Here is a 15,322-nt window from a genome sequence, read left to right on the forward strand (position 1 = left end):
TGCCCCGCGCCGCTTATTCGGACCGCTCGTGACCGGTGGCGAGGGCGGTGAGCACGGCCAGCATCGCGGTGACCGCGGGAGGTCGGAAGGGCGGTTCGGCCACGGCCGCGTACAGGCGGCGGGTCGGCAGAGCCGGTGTGGTCCGTCGTAGCACGACACCGCTGTGGATCGCACCGCTCGCCAAGCTGGGCACGAGACTGATGCCCACACCGGCGGCGACGAGCGCCTGCTTGCCATTCCAGTCGTCGCAGACGAAAGCCACCCGCGGCTGGTCACCGAGCGCCTCGGCCAACGGAACGATCGGCCCCAGGCAGTCGGGGTGCGCCCCTTCGATCCACGTCTCGGTGCGAAGATCGGCGAGCCGGACCCGCCGTTGCCGGGCGAGCGGGTGGTCCCGCGACAGAGCCAGGCGCAGGTCCTCGTCGAGGAGCGGGACCAACTCGACACCGTCCTGCCGCTGCAGCGTGAGCTGCGAACGGTCACTCGCACCCTTGGCGGCGTGCGGGTCGGCGAACAGCTCCCACGCAGTTACCAGCGCGAGGTCGACGCGCCCTTCTCGGACCGCGGGGAGCGGTCCGGACGGGTCGGCCTGAACCAGGCTGAGAGTCACGCCCGGATGAGCGTCGCTGAACTGGCGGATCGCCTCCGGTACGAACGAGGTGTTGGCGCTCGCGAAGGCGGACAGCCGCAGTTGACCGGCGTCAAGACCGGCATACGCGTCAAGGCTTGCCTCCATCGCCCGCAGGCGGGCCAGCACGTCACGGGCAAGGTCGACCGCCACGCTGCCGGCGGGCGTCGGCACGACGCCGCGGGGTACACGCCGGAAGAGGCGCACCCGGAGCCGCTGCTCCAGACCGGCGATCTGCCGCGAGATCGCCGGCTGTGTCATCGACAGCGACGCGGCCGCCGCGGAGAACGACCCCCGCTCGCTGACCTCGATCAGCACGCGGAGCGACCAGACGTCCAACATGCACACAGCTTATGGCAAGCCCAACAAACCTGCATTTGCGCTCATGGCAGCGTCGCCGCACGCTGGAACGTATGACTGCGACGAACGTTTCCACCCAATCCGCTCGCTCCACCCAATCCGGTCCGTCGATCGGGCTCGTCACGGCGGTGTTCCTCACCACGCTGATCCACCACGTGTACGGCGGGATCAGCTACGCCAGCGTCGAACGGATCGTCCTTGCCGTCGTGTTCTCGGTCGCGTACGTCCTCACCGTCGGGCTCTTCCTCGCAGGGCGGACCAGGCGATGGGCGCGCTGGCTCTATCAAGGGCTGGTGCTGGTCTTCTGGATCGTCCTGATCGGCGTGTACGAAGGCGGCTACAACCACACGCTCTACGTCGCTCTTCGACTCATCGGGACTGATCCGCACGACCTGGAGCAGATCTATCCCGGCGGCGGCGACCTGGTTGTCCCGAACGACGTCTTCTTCCAGGGGACAGGGATCCTCACCCTCGCGACCGCGCTGTGGGTCGCGTTCGCCTGGGCACGCCGAAAGAGCGTCGCTTCATGACCTCCAAGGCGAGGTCTCATGCCGGTCAGGGACAGCGTCGGCCCAGCACGGCCCTCGCCGCCGAGCAGGCCGACATCCTGTCCGCTCACCTGCCGGCCCCACCCGCCCGCGTGCTCGACGCCGGCTGCGGAAACGGCGATCTCGCCCTCGCTCTGACCGGCAAGGGCTACGACGTGACTGGGGTCGACGTCGACCCACAAGCGGTCAGGTCTGCGGCGGGCGGGGGAGTACGCGCGGTCACGGCCGACATCGCCGAGTATGCAAGTGACCAACCGTTCGACGCGGTGGTGTTCTCGCTGTCTCTGCACCATGTGGCCCGACTGGACGACGCGGTCGCACGTGCCCGGGACCTGCTGGTGCCCGGTGGGCACCTGGTGCTCGACGAGTTCGCCTGGGAACGCGCCGACCGGCCGACCGCCGGCTGGTTCTACGACATGGCCGCGATCCTCGAGGCAGCGAACGTCCTCGCCCATGCCGATGACACCAGCCTCGCCGCTGATCCATTGCGCCACTGGCAGTACCGGCACCACGACCGCGAGCCGATGCATCCGGGCACCGCCCTGACGGCCGCGGTCACGCGACGCTTCGGCACCTGCGACACCTTCGAGGTCGCCTACCTGTACCGCTACCTGGGCGGATGGGTCCAAGACGACGAAACCGGCCTCCGCATCGTTCGTACCCTGCGCGACATCGAGGAACGCGAGATCATCAACGGCGGCTTCGCCCCGGTCGGCCTGCGCGTGGTCGCTCGGCGCCCCGGCCCTCCCAGATGATCAGCCCAAAGATGATCATGATCATGGGATGGGGCCGGGATGGGGAGGGCCGTCCACGGCGCGTACTAGGCTCGGCCTCGTGCCGCATGACATCGATCACGACTTCCTCAGCCTGCCGCTGCGTACCCTCGCCGACGCCGCCCTCACCCGGGCGCGGGAGTTGGGTGCCGAACACGCGGACTTCCGGCTCGAACGCATCCGGGCCCAGAACCTCTCCCTTCGCGACGCCAGGCTCGTCGGCAGTCGCGACGGGGAGGACACGGGATTTGCGGTCCGGGTGATCAAAGACGGCACCTGGGGGTTCGCCGCCAGTGTCGTCCTCACCCCCGCCGAGGCGGTCCGCGTCGCCGAGCAGGCCGTCGAGGTGGCCGGTGTCGCGGCCGGGATGAACGCCGAACGCATCGAGCTCGCCGACGAGCCCGTCTACAGCGACGTCACGTGGGTGTCGGCGTACGACATCGACCCGTTCACGATCGACGAGCCCGACAAGGTGGCGCTTCTCGCCGACTGGAGCAACCGGCTGATGACCGCCGACGGTGTGGCGCACACGAGTGCGACGCTCTACCAGGTCAAGGAGCAGAAGTTCTACGCCGACAGCAGCGGCACGGTCACGACCCAGCAGCGGGTCCGGCTCAACCCGACACTGGAGGCGTTCGCCAACGACCCTGAGTCCGGGCGCTTCGACTCCATGCGTACCCTCGCGCCGCCGGCCGGGCGTGGCTGGGAGTTCCTCACCCCCGCGTCGACCTGGGACTGGGACGCCGAACTTGCCGAGCTGCCGGACCTGCTCGCTGCCAAGCTCAAGGCTCCGAGTGTCGAGGCAGGCAGCTACGACCTCGTCATCGACCCGTCCAACCTCTGGCTCACCATCCACGAGTCGATCGGACACGCCACCGAGCTCGACCGTGCGCTCGGCTACGAGGCCAACTACGCCGGCACGTCGTTCGCCACACCGGACAAGGTCAACACGCTGCGGTACGGCTCCGACGTCATGCACATCACCGGTGACCGGACCGTCGAGCACGGCCTCGCGAGCATCGGCTACGACGACGAGGGCGTGGCGGGTCAGTCCTGGGACATCGTGAAGGACGGCGTTCTCGTCGGCTACCAGCTCGACCGCAGGATCGCGAAGTCGTTCGGCTACGACCGTTCCAACGGGTGCGCATTCGGCGACTCGCCCTCGCACATCGCGATCCAGCGGATGGCCAACGTCTCGCTCCAACCAGCGGCGAACGGACCATCGACCGACGAGCTGATCGGCCGCGTCGATCGAGGGATCTACGTCGTCGGCGACCGGTCCTGGTCGATCGACATGCAGCGCTACAACTTCCAGTTCACCGGGCAGCGCTTCTACAAGATCGAGGGCGGGAAGCTCGCCGGGCAGCTGCGCGACATCGCCTACCAAGCGACCACCACCGACTTCTGGGGCTCGATGGAGGCGGTCGGCGGACCCGCGACGTGGGTCCTCGGTGGCGCGTTCAACTGCGGCAAGGCCCAGCCCGGGCAGGTCGCACCGGTGAGCCACGGCTGCCCGTCGGCACTGTTCCGCGGCGTACGCATCCTCAACACCACACAGGAATCCGGACGGTGAGCACACCAGTGAGCAGTGACCTGACCCTGCAGGAGACCGTCGAGCGCGCGCTGGCGAGGTCCAAGGCCGACGGGTGCGTCGTCCTCGCCACGGAGTCCTCCAGCGCCAACCTTCGCTGGGCCAACAACACCCTCACCACCAACGGCGTCATGCTGACCCGCTCCCTCACCGTGATCGCGACCGTCGCCGGCAAGACCGGGACCTCCTCCGGCGTGGTCACCCGCAGCGCGCTGACCAGGGACGAGATCGACGCCGTCGTGAAGGCCGCCGAGGAGGCTGCCCGAGCAGGCGATGCCGCCGAGGACGCCCAGCCGCTGATCGAGGGCGCTGCCACCTCCGACTGGAACGAACCGCCCGCCGAGACCTCCATCCGAGTCTTCGACACCTTCGCACCCGCCCTCGGAGACGCTTTCGGCAAGGCCCGCGACACGGGCCGGCACCACTACGGCTTCGTCGAACACGACCTGAGCACGGTCTACCTCGGTTCGTCCACCGGCCTGCGCATGCGCCACGTCCAGCCGACCGGCTTCGTCACCATGACGGGCAAGTCCGCGGACCTCAGCGGCTCGGCCTGGGTAGGCCAGGCGACGCGGGACTTCACCGACGTCGACGCGACCACGCTGGCCGGTGAGCTCGACCGCAGGCTGGACTGGTCCGAGCGCAGGATCGAACTGCCCGCCGGCCGGTACGAAACGCTGCTGCCGCCGACCGCGGTCGCCGACCTGCTCATCTATGCGTACTGGACCATGTCGGCGCGGGACGCCCACGAGGGGCAGACGGTCTACAGCAAACCCGGTGGCGGTACCCGGGTGGGCGAACGCCTCTCCCCCAGCAACCTCGCGATGTACTCCGACCCGGCGTACTCCGGGTTGGAGTGCGCGCCGTTCGTGGTGGCCCATTCGTCGTCGTCCACCCAGAGTGTCTTCGACAACGGCCTCACCCAGGGCGGTACGCACTGGATCCGCGATGGCGAACTGTCGGCGCTCGCGACCAGCCGGTACTCCGCCGAGCTCACCGGTCTGCCGGTCACGCCGTACGTCGACAACCTCATCCTCGACATCCCGGACCCGGCCGGATCGATCGACGACCTGGTCGCCCGGACCGAACGCGGATTGCTGCTGACCTGCCTGTGGTACATCCGCGAGGTCGACCCACAGACACTGTTGCTCACCGGGCTGACCCGCGACGGTGTCTACCTCGTCGAGAACGGCGAGGTCGTCGGTCTCGTCAACAACTTCCGGTTCAACGAGAGTCCGGTCGACCTGCTGGGGCGCTTCGCCGAGGCGGGCGGTACGGTGCCGGCGTTCTCGCGAGAATGGGGCGACTACTTCCCTCGCGTGGCCGCTCCCGCCCTGCGGGTCCCCGACTTCAACATGTCGAGCGTGAGCCAGGCCAGCTGAGGCACCCCTGATGACGGGCCTGGTCCTGCGGCGGACGGCGTGGTGGCTCGTGGTCGTCGCCGCGATCCCGCTCGGGGTCATCGGCGCGTTGACAGCCCTGGCGGCTACGGCCTCTCTCTCCGGCAGTCGGTGGGCCGCCGTCGTCGCAGCGCTGGGGGTGTCGGTCTGTACCGGTCACGTGGTCCGCCCGGCGGTCCGCCGGATCGCCGAAACCCGCAGCTGGCGTCGTGGGCTGACCGGCGGAGTCTCTGTTCTCACGACCGCCATCGTCACCGCGAGCACAGGTTCGCTGCTCCTCGCTCCCGCACCGCCCTACAGCCCGGCCGAGCCGACCGCGGAAACGAGGTTCTGGGACCTCCCCACGGGTTCTCGTCTCGCCTACACGCACACCGCCGCCACGGGCGAACGCCGGCCCACGCCGGTCATCCTGGTCCACGGCGGCCCCGGCGCACCCGCCTCACGCCAGGACTCGCTGACGCGGGCACTCGCCGACGTCGGTTTCGACGTGTACGACTACCACCAGGTCGGGGCCGGCTTGTCCGAACGCCTGCCAGACGTCCGCGAATACACGGTCGCCCGGCACGTCGCCGACCTGGACGGAATCCGGGAAATCCTGGACGCCGACCGGCTGGTCCTTGTCGGAGCCTCGTGGGGCGGCACGCTGATCGCCCACTATCTCGCTGCCCACCCGCATCGGGTGGCTCGAGCCGTGATCGACTCGCCAGGGGAGATCTGGCCGCCGGCATTCCCTGATCGCGGGCGGCTCACCGAAGCGGGACAGAGGAACCAGCAGGAGGTGCTCGGACGTTACCCGCGCTTCCTTCTCGCCGCTGTGCTAGCCGGCACAGTTGGTCCGCGTACCGCTCACACCCTTCTTCCCGACTCCCAGATGGACGGCGTCTTCGAGGCCTTCGTGAGCGAGTTGGACATGCGTCCCGGGTGTTCACCGGCGGCTGCCGCAGCCGATGATCCAGCCGACAGGGACTCACCGGCCGCGGACTCAGCGGAACGGCCACGCGGGCTCGGCTTCTGGGCCAACGTCGCGACGACAATGGACGCGGCTCAGGTCGCTGATCCGAGGCCCGCACTCCAGCTCGCCACGGCACCCGTCCTCGTGCTCCGGGCGGAGTGCGACTACCTCTCCTGGGAGGCGACGCGGGAGTATCGGGATGTGCTCCCCGTGGCAACGCTGCTTGCCGTCGATGACGCCGGACACACTGTCACGACGAGCCGGCCGGATGTGCACCGCCGACTCGTGCGTGCATTCCTCCTAGGAGAGCCGCTGCCCCAGCCGGCCTACACCGATGCCGATCCGCCCTGGTGACGCCCGTTACCGCAGCGCCAGGCGGAGGACGTCGGACACGCCGTACCTCGCGGCTGCGGCCCGCTTGATCGCGCGCAGACCGGATCCGCGGACCTCGACGACCAGATCGGCCAGGGACCGCTGAGCCTTCGCGTCGCCGCCGAACGCCGCGATGCAGGTCTCCGGTTCGGCGTTCGCGAACGCCAGCAGGGCGCCGGTCGCACCGACCGGGCCAGCGAGAGCGATGAGCGCGCCGGAGCCGACGTAGACGTTCCCGTCCCACGTCGACAGCTCGTGGAGCAGCCGCGCCGGGTCGGCCGAGGAGTCCTTCACCGCGCCGATGGGCAGGTCCGACAGCGCGGAGACCTCGATCCCGGGCACGCCGAGAGGCCCGGGATTGTGGTAACCGATCACCCGGCTTGAGTCGCCGACCGCCTCGGCGACCGCGGAGAAGAGCGCTACCTGGTCCACACCGGCACGAGCCGGGCTGACCAGCACGGCGTCGGCACCGGCTTTGCGCGCCGCCACTGCCCGGGCGGCCGCTCCCCGCGCCCACGATCCGCTGGCGCCGGCGATGACGGTGACGTCGTCCGGGAGTGCGTCGCGGGTCGCCGCGATCAGCTCCTCCCGCTCCGACTCTTCCAGTGTCTCCGCCTCGCCGGTAGTCCCCGCGACCAGGACGGCGCGGACTCCGGCGTCGACCAGTCGCTGGGCGTGGGCCACTGTGCCGGGCACGTCAACGGACCCGTCGGGGGCGAAGAGAGTGATCAGGGCGACGCCGACACCACGAAACGTTGGATCTGCCATCAAGTCTCCTCGTTCGTACCGGCCAGACATCGGGCATCTTCCGCACCCATTCTGTCTGACATCTGATGACTCGCTCAGGCCGGGCGGCCGTCAACCGGTGCCCTGACCGGGACCGGGCAGGGCGCGGTTCCACGGCTGGGCGCCGGGATTGTTACGGTCCTCCCATGGCGACAGGCGTCCTCCCAGCCCATGAGCTCCTGGTCAGGCTCATCACCGCTCCCGCCGTCGCCGCCCGCGACGTCGATGACACCGGCCGGCTGCTCCTGGGCAACGACACGTCCGGCACGATGCAGCTCTACGAGGCCGGAACCGACGGATCATGGCGGCAGCTGACCGCTCTCGACGGTCCCGCGAACGGCCGCTATCTTCCGGACAGCCGGACCGTCGTCGTCGAACACGATGCCGGCGGCAACGAACGTGCGCAGCTCTCCCTCCTCGACCTCTCCGAGGAGGTTTCGTCCGAGCTGCCGACCCTGCGCCCGTTCGTCCACGATCCGCGTTGGCTGCACCGGCTCGCCGGCGTCCAGCCCGGCCGCGTGCTCTACCTGACCAACCGCCGCAATGGCGTCGACTTCGATCTCGTCATCCGCGAGGTCGCGACCGACGAGGAACGAGTTCTCTACGACGGTGGCGGCTACGTCCTGGAGGCTGAGGCTTCACCCGACGGCCGCTGGGTGGCCCTGACCCGGCCCAACGCTCCCGCAAACTCCTACCAACTCGTCCTCGTGTCGACGGCCGACGGTCAGGCCGAGGAGATCACCGCATGGGACGACGACGCGTTCATGCGTACGCCCTCGTGGCTCCCTGACTCCAGCGGGCTGTTGCTGTCCACCAACAGCGGCCGGGAGATGACCGCGGTCGTGAGGTACGACCTGGCGGGCCGCACATGGAGCGAAGTCGTCGCCAACGACGCCCATGACCTCATCGGATGGGCGTCCCCGGACGGTGAACACGTTTTGGTGGCGACGAACGACGACGGAGCGATATCCCTGGCGATTCACCGGCTCGCGGACGGTGGCCTGGTGCGCGTGCTCGACCTCCCACCGGGCGGATGCCCCGCGCTGGTCCGTGTTCCCGACCCGGTGTGGTCAGGGTCTGGTGCGGCGTTGGCCGTGACCTACTCCTCTCCAGCCGGACCCGCGTACGCGATCCGGTGCGACCCCTCCACCGGTGTGCTGACCCCGGTCCGCGCACCGGACGCGCCGCCGCTGCCGGAGGATCTCCCGCGCCCGACCTCGCACCGCGTCCCGACGCCGGACGGCGAACGGATCCCGGTGTTCGTCTACCGACCGGCCGACGGCGGTGACGGCTCCGCGGTCCTCGTCATCCACGGTGGTCCGGAGAGCCAGTCGGTCCAGCAGTGGAATCCGATCGTCGCCGGGCTCGTCGCGCAGGGACACACCGTCCTCGTGCCCAACCTGCGAGGTTCGACCGGGTACGGAAAACGGTGGTACGCCCTCGACGACGTACGCCGCCGGCTCGACTCGGTGGCCGACCTCGCCGCCATCCACGACTGGTTGCCGACCGTCGGCCTCGACCCGGCGCGGGCAGCGCTCTACGGCGGTTCGTACGGCGGCTACATGGTCCTCGCCGGACTCGCGTTCCAGCCCGAGCGTTGGGCGGCCGGGGTGGACATCGTGGGGATCGCCTCCCTGGTGACGTTCCTGGAGAACACGTCGAGCTACCGACGCAGCCACCGCGAACGCGAGTACGGCTCCCTGGAACACGACCGTGAGTTCCTGCACGAGGCGAGTCCACTCGCCAGGGTCGACGCGATCCGCGCACCGCTCTTCGTCATCCACGGCGCCAACGACCCGAGGGTGCCGCTGTCGGAGGCCGAGCAGTTGGTCGCAGCGTTGCAGGCCCGCGACATCCCCTGTGAGCTCCGGGTGTACGCCGACGAGGGGCACGGCTTGGCCCGCCAGGTCAACCAGCTCGACGCGTATCCTCCGGCGCTGGAGTTCCTCGCCAAGCACCTCGCCCGGACGTGACCGTGACCTGGCAGACGTGGACCGAGACAATGCAGACGTGCCTCGCGAGACTGCACGTGACCGTGATCGAGCAAGGAGAAGGACGACCGCATGAGTGAGCCAGTGGGTTTTGTCGGACTCGGCATCATGGGCGCCGGGATGGCCGGCAACCTGCTCCGCGCTGGATTCGACGTCGTGGTCTACAACCGCACGGCCGCGCGGGCCGAGCCATTGGTCACGGCCGGCGCCCAGGTGGCCGACTCGCCGCGTGCGGTGGCCGAGCGCTGCCCCGTCGTCTTCACGTGTGTGAGCGACACGCCGGACGTCGAGCAGGTGCTGTTCGGTGACAACGGTCTCGCCCAGGGGGTCAGCGACGGATCCCTCATCGTCGACGCGAGCACCGTCAGTCCCGAGGCGACCCGCGGGTGGGCGGCGACACTCGCCGAACGTGGCGTCGGCTTCCTCGACGCACCGATCTCCGGCGGCAGCGAGGGCGCGGCCAAGGGCACGTTGTCGATCATGGTCGGCGGCGACGCGGCCAGCGTCGACCGCGTACGCCCGTACCTCGACGCCATGGGCAGCACGATCACCCACGTCGGGCCGGTCGGCGCCGGGCAGACCTGCAAGCTCGTCAACCAGATCCTCGTCGTCGTGTCCATGCTCGGCGTCGCCGAGGCGCTGGTCTTCGCCAAGGCCGGCGGACTCGACCTGGAGAAGACCATCGCGGCCGTCGAAGGCGGTGCCGCCGGTTCCTGGATGCTCGCCAACCGCGGACCGCAGGTGATCCGCGACGACTGGCGGCCGGGCTTCACGATCGACCTCCAGCAGAAGGACCTGAGGCTGGTGATGGAGGCGGCCGACGAACTCGGCGTACCCACGATCGCGACGAGCACGATCTTCCATCTCTATCGCACCCTCCAGCGCGACGGCCTCGGCGCCGAGGGCAACCACGCACTCGTCAAGGCGCTGGAACGCCTGTCCGGGATCCAGGCGCGCCAGGAGTAGGCCAGGACGATGCCGACGTGAACCACCATGCCCACTGAACCTCTCGGCGCCGCGCTCGACCGCGTGCGTGCCATGCTGCTCGACCCCGAGCGCCTTGTTCGCGCCGTCGCGGCCGGCCGCCGCCGCGGGCACACCGTGCCGTGGCGGCGGGCCGAGCTGCGCTACGTCGACCTCAAGGCGGGCCGGGCTCTGCAGGTGACGACGTACGACGAAGCCCAGGCCCACACCCACAACAGCGCGGTGGGAAGCGACGCCGCCGGGGCCGTCGAGGAGCTGCTCGAGCTGCCCTTCGGAAACTGGCACGTCGACACGCTCGACGAGGTGGTGCAGGTTCGGGTCACCAAGAAGGGTGAGGCGCAGGTCCACACGAAGCCGCGTGAGGCCGGCAGCGACGCCGAGGTGGCCGTACGCCGGGAGCATGACCGGGCGAAGCCACGACTCCTGCCGGTGGACGATCCGGTGCTGCGCGCGGTCGGCATCGCCGACCATCGCGGCCAGATCAAGCCCAGCCGGCAGTCGAAGTACCGCCAGGTCGACGAGTTCCTCCGGATCCTCGAACCCGCCGTCGACGACGCCGTGGAAACCGGTCGCGTCCACCGACCGACGCCCACGCGGCCGTTGCGAGTGGTCGATCTTGGCTGCGGGAACGCCTACCTCACCTTCGCCGCGGTCAGCTACCTCGCCACGGTCCGTGGATTCCCGTTGCAGATGGTGGGCGTCGACGTGCGCCCTCAGGCGCGGCAACGCAACACCGAGCTGGCCGCGTCTCTCGGGTGGGATCGGCAGCTGACCTTCGTCCAGTCCTCCATCGAGGCCGCTACCGTTCCCGATCCGCCGGATGTCGTGCTGTCCCTTCACGCCTGCGACACGGCGACGGACGAGGCGTTGGCTCGGGCGGTGCGTTGGGAGGCCCCGGTCATCCTCGCCGCGCCGTGCTGCCATCACGACATCCAGACCCAGCTGAGCCAGGCCGAGGTCCCGGACCCGTACGCGATGATCACCCGGCACGGCATCCTGCGCGAACGCTTCGCGGACGTGCTCACCGACGCGTTGCGCGCGTCCATCCTGCGCCAGCACGGCTACCGGGTGGAGGCGATCCAGTTCGTGGGCAGCGAACACACGCCCCGCAACGTGCTGCTCCGCGCCATCCGGACGGGTGCCGTGTCTGGAGCGAACGTCGCCGAGGAGTACGCCACGATGGTGGAGCAGTGGGGTGTACGCCCGGCCCTGGCCAGCATGCTGGAGACCTGATCGGCCCAGCGGAGCGGTCACAATCGAAGCCGACGCGTGGGCATGCAGCAGGGGACTGTAGGTATGCACGGCTACCTACTCTCCGGAGCATGATCAGCGAGGTAGATCACGACTCGCCTGTGCCTTTGTGGCGGCAGGTCTTCGAGATCGTCACGGCGAGGATCGAAGACGGCACCTACCGTCGGCGACTGCCCTCCGACCGGTCGCTCGCCCAAGAATGCGGCGTGTCCATCGGCAGCGTCCGCCATGCGCTCGACGACCTCACCGGTCAAGGCGTGATCTACACGGTCAAGGGCAAGGGACGGTACATCGCCGAGCGCACATAGCTGGATCAGGCGCGGTGCGTGGGGAGCACCAGGCGTAGTGCTGACAGATGTCAGGAGAGGTGAGCCGCCTCGACGACTCTCATCGGCCGCCAGCGTTGATCGTAATCCGGATGATCGCTATACAACTCGGCGACGACCGCCAGGCACAGCGCATACGCCGCATGTGCCTCGCGCGGTTCCCGAGTTGCCCGATACATGGTGACCAACTGGCGCCGTGCACGGCACGTTTCGAGCACCCACTCCAGTCGCTCCTGGCTCAGGTCCCGGTTGTACTCCGCGAGCGCGCGCCGTTCGTCTTCGACTACCCGCTTCAGGACGAAGTGGTCCATGGTCTCCACGGCCTTCGACCGTACGTAGTGGACCATCCGCCCGGTGAGGGGCTAAGGACCCAGAGCCCTGGGCCGTCGACTCCCGGACGCGAAAGCAGCGGACCGCTGGCCTGTGTGCGTTGGAGGTTCGTCGGCTTCTAAGGCGACAAACCTCCAACAACTCGACTCGAATCGAGCGCCACCGAGGGCTTGCCAATAGTTAACAGATGCTGCAACTATTGCGTCCGTGACCGATGAACGGGCCGACAGGCTCTTCGAGACCCTCGCCGACCACACGCGCCGGGAGATCGTCCAACTGCTCGGCCAACGCCCCCATCGCGCGGGTGAGCTGGCCAAGGCGACCGGAACCTCCGCGCCCGCCATGAGCAGGCATCTGCGCGTCCTCCTCAGTGCCGGTCTCGTCACCGACGAACGGGTGCCCGACGACGCCCGCGTGCGCATCTTCCGCCTCCGGCCCGAGTCCCTGACAGCTGTCCAGGCCTGGCTCGACCAGGTGCAGGCCCACTGGAACGAGCAACTCCAGTCCTTCAAGCGCCATGCCGAACGCAAGGAGCCCCGCCCGTGACCAGGACATCGGCCTCGGCCTCGGTGGAGGTGGATCTCGACCCTCACACGGCCTTCATGGTCTTCACCGAAGAGATCGACCTGTGGTGGGTACGCGGGCCGATCAACTTCCACGACGCGTCACGGCTGGCGGAGCTTCGGATGGAACCCGGTGTCGGCGGCCGGATCCTCGAGATCTATGACGAGGCCAGCGGGGACATGCTGGAAACCGCACGGATCACCGTGTGGGAGCCAGGAATCCGGCTGATCCTCCGCGGCACCGTCCAGGACACCGAGACCGACATCCGCTTCGAGGCCACCGACCACGGGACGCGCGTCAAGGTCGAGCAGTACCTCCTTCCTGGCGGCAACCCAACCACGATCGGCTTCGGCTGGGTCCACATGCTCGGCACGTTCGTGGCCTGGTGCACGCGCCGCGGCTCCGCGCCGCGCACGCCGCGCGAGCAGGGTCGGCTCGGGATCGTCCTGTCCTACGAAGATCCGCCGGCAGCCGCCCGCTGGCTTCGTACCGTCTTCCAGCTCGGCTCCTGGGACGTCGACAGCCCGCCGGAGGAAGGCGCCAGCCCGTCGTGGATCGAGTTCCACGTCGGAGACAGCATCGTGATCCTTTCACCGCTGGAGAATGCCCCATCGAAAGACCTGCCGGTCACCCACATGACCCGCGTGTACGTCGACGACCTGGACGCGCATTTCGCTCACGCGAAGGCGAACGGAGCGACGATCGTGCGCGGCATCCACCTCCACGGCGAGCGCACGTACATCGCCGAAGACCTCGAGGGCCAGCGGTGGGTCTTCGCCCAGGCCCGCCCAACCATGCACTGACACCCACGACCACGCCAGCCGGTGAGAACGGCAGGAGAGGGGAAAAACATGCCAGTTCGCTGCGAGGAGATCCTCCGAGAGGCCCGCACCGTCGTGTTGCACGACTGGCCGTCGCGAGATGTGCCAGACACGTTGACCCGTGCAGGCTATGAGGTAGTGGTGTTCGGCGGGCCCAAGCCAGACGACGTGTTCGCCAGTGAGCTTCGCGACGGCGAGATCGTAGAGACGCGGATCGGCGTCCCTCCTGGCCGCGGCGACCTGGTCTATGTCTTCCGGCCGATCGAGGAGCTCCCCGGGATCGTCGCCGACGCCCAACGGATGGGCGCCACCGCCGTGTGGTGCCAGTCCGGACTGTCGGCGGAAGGCGTCACGGATCCACGCGGCTGCTGGACATCGGAGGCGGAATCTCAGGAGGCGCGCCGCATCGTCGAGTCTGCCGGGCTGACCTACGTCGCCGACGCGTACATCGCCGACGCCGTGCGCACGCTGCAAGGCCAGGTCTGAGCGGGCCGGTCCGGCCACGACCGGCGACCGGCGACCGAGCCATCGAAGGTGGAGTAGGGGCTGACCGCCAAAGGGCCCGGCCGGTCAGCCCCTACCCAGCACAGTCACATCACGCCGCAAACCCCGGCGGGCTCAACCGCAGGACTCTTGGTAGGCCCCGAACATGTAGGCGTTGACCGGTTCCACCTTGATGGATGTCCAGACCACGACGACCTGGTCCTGGAGCTTGTCGAACGCCTGCTTGCCGCTTCTCTTGATCCCGTCCATGTCGAGTGCGGCGGTCGCGACGACCATGCATCGGCCGAAGGTGTCGACGCTTCCGAGAGCATGATGGGCGCTGATCTCCGGGATGCCGAAGCTCATGGCTTCGGCGATCTCGTCGGCGTTCTGCTCGATGAGCTTCCTGGCGGCCTCGGCGGACGCCTCGTCCCGGTAGGCGAACACTCGTTGGTCGATCCAGAACAGTCCGGATCCGTTTTCCATGGCGATCTCGATGCCGTAGAGGCAGCCACCATTGTCGAAGGCTTTCCGGCCCAAGGCGCTCCGGCCCGCGCCAGCACAGCTTTCATGGTCCCAAGTGCCCTTCACGTGCATCGTCGCCTCGGCATCACCATTCGAGTACGCCACTGTCTTGTCGTCGCCGTACCAGTCTCGTGCAGTGAGCTTGTCGGCACGAGCACTCTGCTTCGGGGCCTCGGCCGTCTCCGTCGGTACCGGTGAGGGAGTCCGGGTACCGGTCGGAGATGCTTTCGGTCGGGTCGTACCCACTGGCTTCGACACGGTTTCGGTGTCTGGCCCGTCGCCAAGCGGGAGGTACCCGTGTGCGGACGCAATCACCGCACCAATGACGACGTGGGCCGCGGTTGCCGCAGCCACGATGAGCGCCGTTCGGCGCCGAGACTTCTGCGGCCGGATGACCGGGGGCATCGGCGAGTACGACTCTGCAGCCCCCGGACTTTCCGGCGGCATGAAGTCTGGTCCCGAGCGGTGGCTGGCTGGGGGTTCGAATGGCGACATGGCACCTACTTTTCTCCCGTTTGATCCCATTGGCGCCAGCCCAGGGGCAAAAATAGTGGATCATGTGACAGAGTCGCCGGCCAGGTCAGGCTCAACTCGGTCACACCCGTACCGAGTGGGCAGCGGAGTTGTGGGGGGGGGG

The 15,322-nt window shown here is 68.7% G+C and carries 16 protein-coding genes; 12 read left to right on the forward strand and 4 right to left on the reverse strand.

What is annotated here, in order from left to right:
- Positions 1–13 precede the first annotated feature (13 nt).
- Positions 14–970, reverse strand: coding sequence for a LysR family transcriptional regulator (locus tag ABN028_RS17325; RefSeq protein WP_349697282.1), 957 nt, complete (start codon positions 968–970; stop codon positions 14–16).
- Positions 971–1,041: 71 nt separating this feature from the next.
- Here ABN028_RS17325 and ABN028_RS17330 point away from each other — a divergent pair, with 71 nt between their 5' ends.
- The 5 genes from ABN028_RS17330 (at position 1,042) to ABN028_RS17350 (ending at position 6,606) form a co-directional block, all read left to right on the forward strand.
- Positions 1,042–1,518 (forward strand): hypothetical protein, encoded by a 477-nt coding sequence (locus ABN028_RS17330; protein ID WP_349697283.1) that lies wholly within the window; start codon positions 1,042–1,044, stop codon positions 1,516–1,518.
- A complete protein-coding gene (locus ABN028_RS17335; protein ID WP_349697284.1) occupies positions 1,515–2,291 on the forward strand; it encodes a class I SAM-dependent methyltransferase in 777 nt (258 codons plus the stop codon). The genes ABN028_RS17330 and ABN028_RS17335 overlap by 4 nt, the downstream gene beginning before the upstream one ends.
- A gap of 79 nt (positions 2,292–2,370) precedes the next feature.
- Entirely contained in the window at positions 2,371–3,882 is a 1,512-nt protein-coding gene (locus tag ABN028_RS17340; RefSeq protein WP_349697285.1) for a TldD/PmbA family protein, read from the forward strand.
- Positions 3,879–5,282, forward strand: coding sequence for a metallopeptidase TldD-related protein (locus ABN028_RS17345; RefSeq protein WP_349697286.1), 1,404 nt, complete (start codon positions 3,879–3,881; stop codon positions 5,280–5,282). Before ABN028_RS17340 ends, ABN028_RS17345 begins: the two co-directional genes overlap by 4 nt.
- A 10-nt stretch (positions 5,283–5,292) precedes the next feature.
- On the forward strand, positions 5,293–6,606 hold the full coding sequence (locus tag ABN028_RS17350) for an alpha/beta hydrolase (RefSeq protein WP_349697287.1): 1,314 nt from the start codon (positions 5,293–5,295) through the stop codon (positions 6,604–6,606).
- 6 nt (positions 6,607–6,612) lie between these two features.
- Here the strand turns inward: ABN028_RS17350 and ABN028_RS17355 are convergent, their stop codons facing one another.
- Positions 6,613–7,392, reverse strand: a complete 780-nt coding sequence (locus ABN028_RS17355) for a dihydrodipicolinate synthase family protein (RefSeq protein ID WP_349697288.1) — start codon at positions 7,390–7,392, stop codon at positions 6,613–6,615.
- Between the two features lie 164 nt (positions 7,393–7,556).
- Between ABN028_RS17355 and ABN028_RS17360 the strand changes: the two genes are divergently transcribed.
- From ABN028_RS17360 to ABN028_RS17375, 4 genes are all read left to right on the forward strand, one after another.
- The gene (locus tag ABN028_RS17360) at positions 7,557–9,383 is read left to right on the forward strand and encodes a S9 family peptidase (protein WP_349697289.1); all 1,827 of its coding nucleotides are present in this window, start codon (positions 7,557–7,559) and stop codon (positions 9,381–9,383) included.
- Between the two features lie 90 nt (positions 9,384–9,473).
- Positions 9,474–10,367: an NAD(P)-dependent oxidoreductase gene (locus ABN028_RS17365; RefSeq protein WP_349328081.1), complete on the forward strand. Its 894-nt coding sequence runs from the start codon at positions 9,474–9,476 to the stop codon at positions 10,365–10,367.
- 27 nt (positions 10,368–10,394) lie between these two features.
- Positions 10,395–11,618, forward strand: a complete 1,224-nt coding sequence (locus ABN028_RS17370; protein ID WP_349697290.1) for an SAM-dependent methyltransferase — start codon at positions 10,395–10,397, stop codon at positions 11,616–11,618.
- 89 nt (positions 11,619–11,707) lie between these two features.
- The gene (locus ABN028_RS17375) at positions 11,708–11,944 is read left to right on the forward strand and encodes a GntR family transcriptional regulator (RefSeq protein ID WP_349328079.1); all 237 of its coding nucleotides are present in this window, start codon (positions 11,708–11,710) and stop codon (positions 11,942–11,944) included.
- A 50-nt stretch (positions 11,945–11,994) separates the two neighbouring features.
- Here ABN028_RS17375 and ABN028_RS17380 read toward each other — a convergent pair whose 3' ends face one another.
- Positions 11,995–12,273, reverse strand: a complete 279-nt coding sequence (locus ABN028_RS17380; protein WP_349328125.1) for a DUF6221 family protein — start codon at positions 12,271–12,273, stop codon at positions 11,995–11,997.
- 226 nt (positions 12,274–12,499) lie between these two features.
- Between ABN028_RS17380 and ABN028_RS17385 the strand changes: the two genes are divergently transcribed.
- From ABN028_RS17385 to ABN028_RS17395, 3 genes are read left to right on the forward strand one after another with little or no spacing between them, the layout of a single operon-like run.
- Positions 12,500–12,838 (forward strand): ArsR/SmtB family transcription factor, encoded by a 339-nt coding sequence (locus tag ABN028_RS17385; RefSeq protein ID WP_349328078.1) that lies wholly within the window; start codon positions 12,500–12,502, stop codon positions 12,836–12,838.
- Positions 12,835–13,659: a VOC family protein gene (locus ABN028_RS17390; RefSeq protein WP_349328077.1), complete on the forward strand. Its 825-nt coding sequence runs from the start codon at positions 12,835–12,837 to the stop codon at positions 13,657–13,659. Before ABN028_RS17385 ends, ABN028_RS17390 begins: the two co-directional genes overlap by 4 nt.
- A gap of 48 nt (positions 13,660–13,707) precedes the next feature.
- On the forward strand, positions 13,708–14,163 hold the full coding sequence (locus ABN028_RS17395; protein WP_349328076.1) for a CoA-binding protein: 456 nt from the start codon (positions 13,708–13,710) through the stop codon (positions 14,161–14,163).
- A gap of 132 nt (positions 14,164–14,295) precedes the next feature.
- On the opposite strand, the gene ABN028_RS17400 is transcribed toward ABN028_RS17395, so the two are convergent.
- Complete coding sequence (locus tag ABN028_RS17400; RefSeq protein WP_349697291.1) at positions 14,296–14,790, reverse strand: hypothetical protein; 495 nt, start codon at positions 14,788–14,790, stop codon at positions 14,296–14,298.
- Positions 14,791–15,322 lie beyond the last annotated feature (532 nt).

Source organism: Actinopolymorpha sp. B17G11, from assembly GCF_040196095.1.
Taxonomy (GTDB): domain Bacteria; phylum Actinomycetota; class Actinomycetes; order Propionibacteriales; family Actinopolymorphaceae; genus Thermasporomyces.

Coding starts and splice junctions, on each gene's coding strand:
- ABN028_RS17325 (WP_349697282.1), bottom strand. CDS start 970: ATGTTGGACGTCTGGTCGCTCCGCGTGCTGATCGAGGTCAGCGAGCGG.
- ABN028_RS17330 (WP_349697283.1), top strand. CDS start 1,042: ATGACTGCGACGAACGTTTCCACCCAATCCGCTCGCTCCACCCAATCC.
- ABN028_RS17335 (WP_349697284.1), top strand. CDS start 1,515: ATGACCTCCAAGGCGAGGTCTCATGCCGGTCAGGGACAGCGTCGGCCC.
- ABN028_RS17350 (WP_349697287.1), top strand. CDS start 5,293: ATGACGGGCCTGGTCCTGCGGCGGACGGCGTGGTGGCTCGTGGTCGTC.
- ABN028_RS17355 (WP_349697288.1), bottom strand. CDS start 7,392: ATGGCAGATCCAACGTTTCGTGGTGTCGGCGTCGCCCTGATCACTCTC.
- ABN028_RS17360 (WP_349697289.1), top strand. CDS start 7,557: ATGGCGACAGGCGTCCTCCCAGCCCATGAGCTCCTGGTCAGGCTCATC.
- ABN028_RS17365 (WP_349328081.1), top strand. CDS start 9,474: ATGAGTGAGCCAGTGGGTTTTGTCGGACTCGGCATCATGGGCGCCGGG.
- ABN028_RS17370 (WP_349697290.1), top strand. CDS start 10,395: ATGCCCACTGAACCTCTCGGCGCCGCGCTCGACCGCGTGCGTGCCATG.
- ABN028_RS17375 (WP_349328079.1), top strand. CDS start 11,708: ATGATCAGCGAGGTAGATCACGACTCGCCTGTGCCTTTGTGGCGGCAG.
- ABN028_RS17380 (WP_349328125.1), bottom strand. CDS start 12,273: ATGGACCACTTCGTCCTGAAGCGGGTAGTCGAAGACGAACGGCGCGCG.
- ABN028_RS17395 (WP_349328076.1), top strand. CDS start 13,708: ATGCCAGTTCGCTGCGAGGAGATCCTCCGAGAGGCCCGCACCGTCGTG.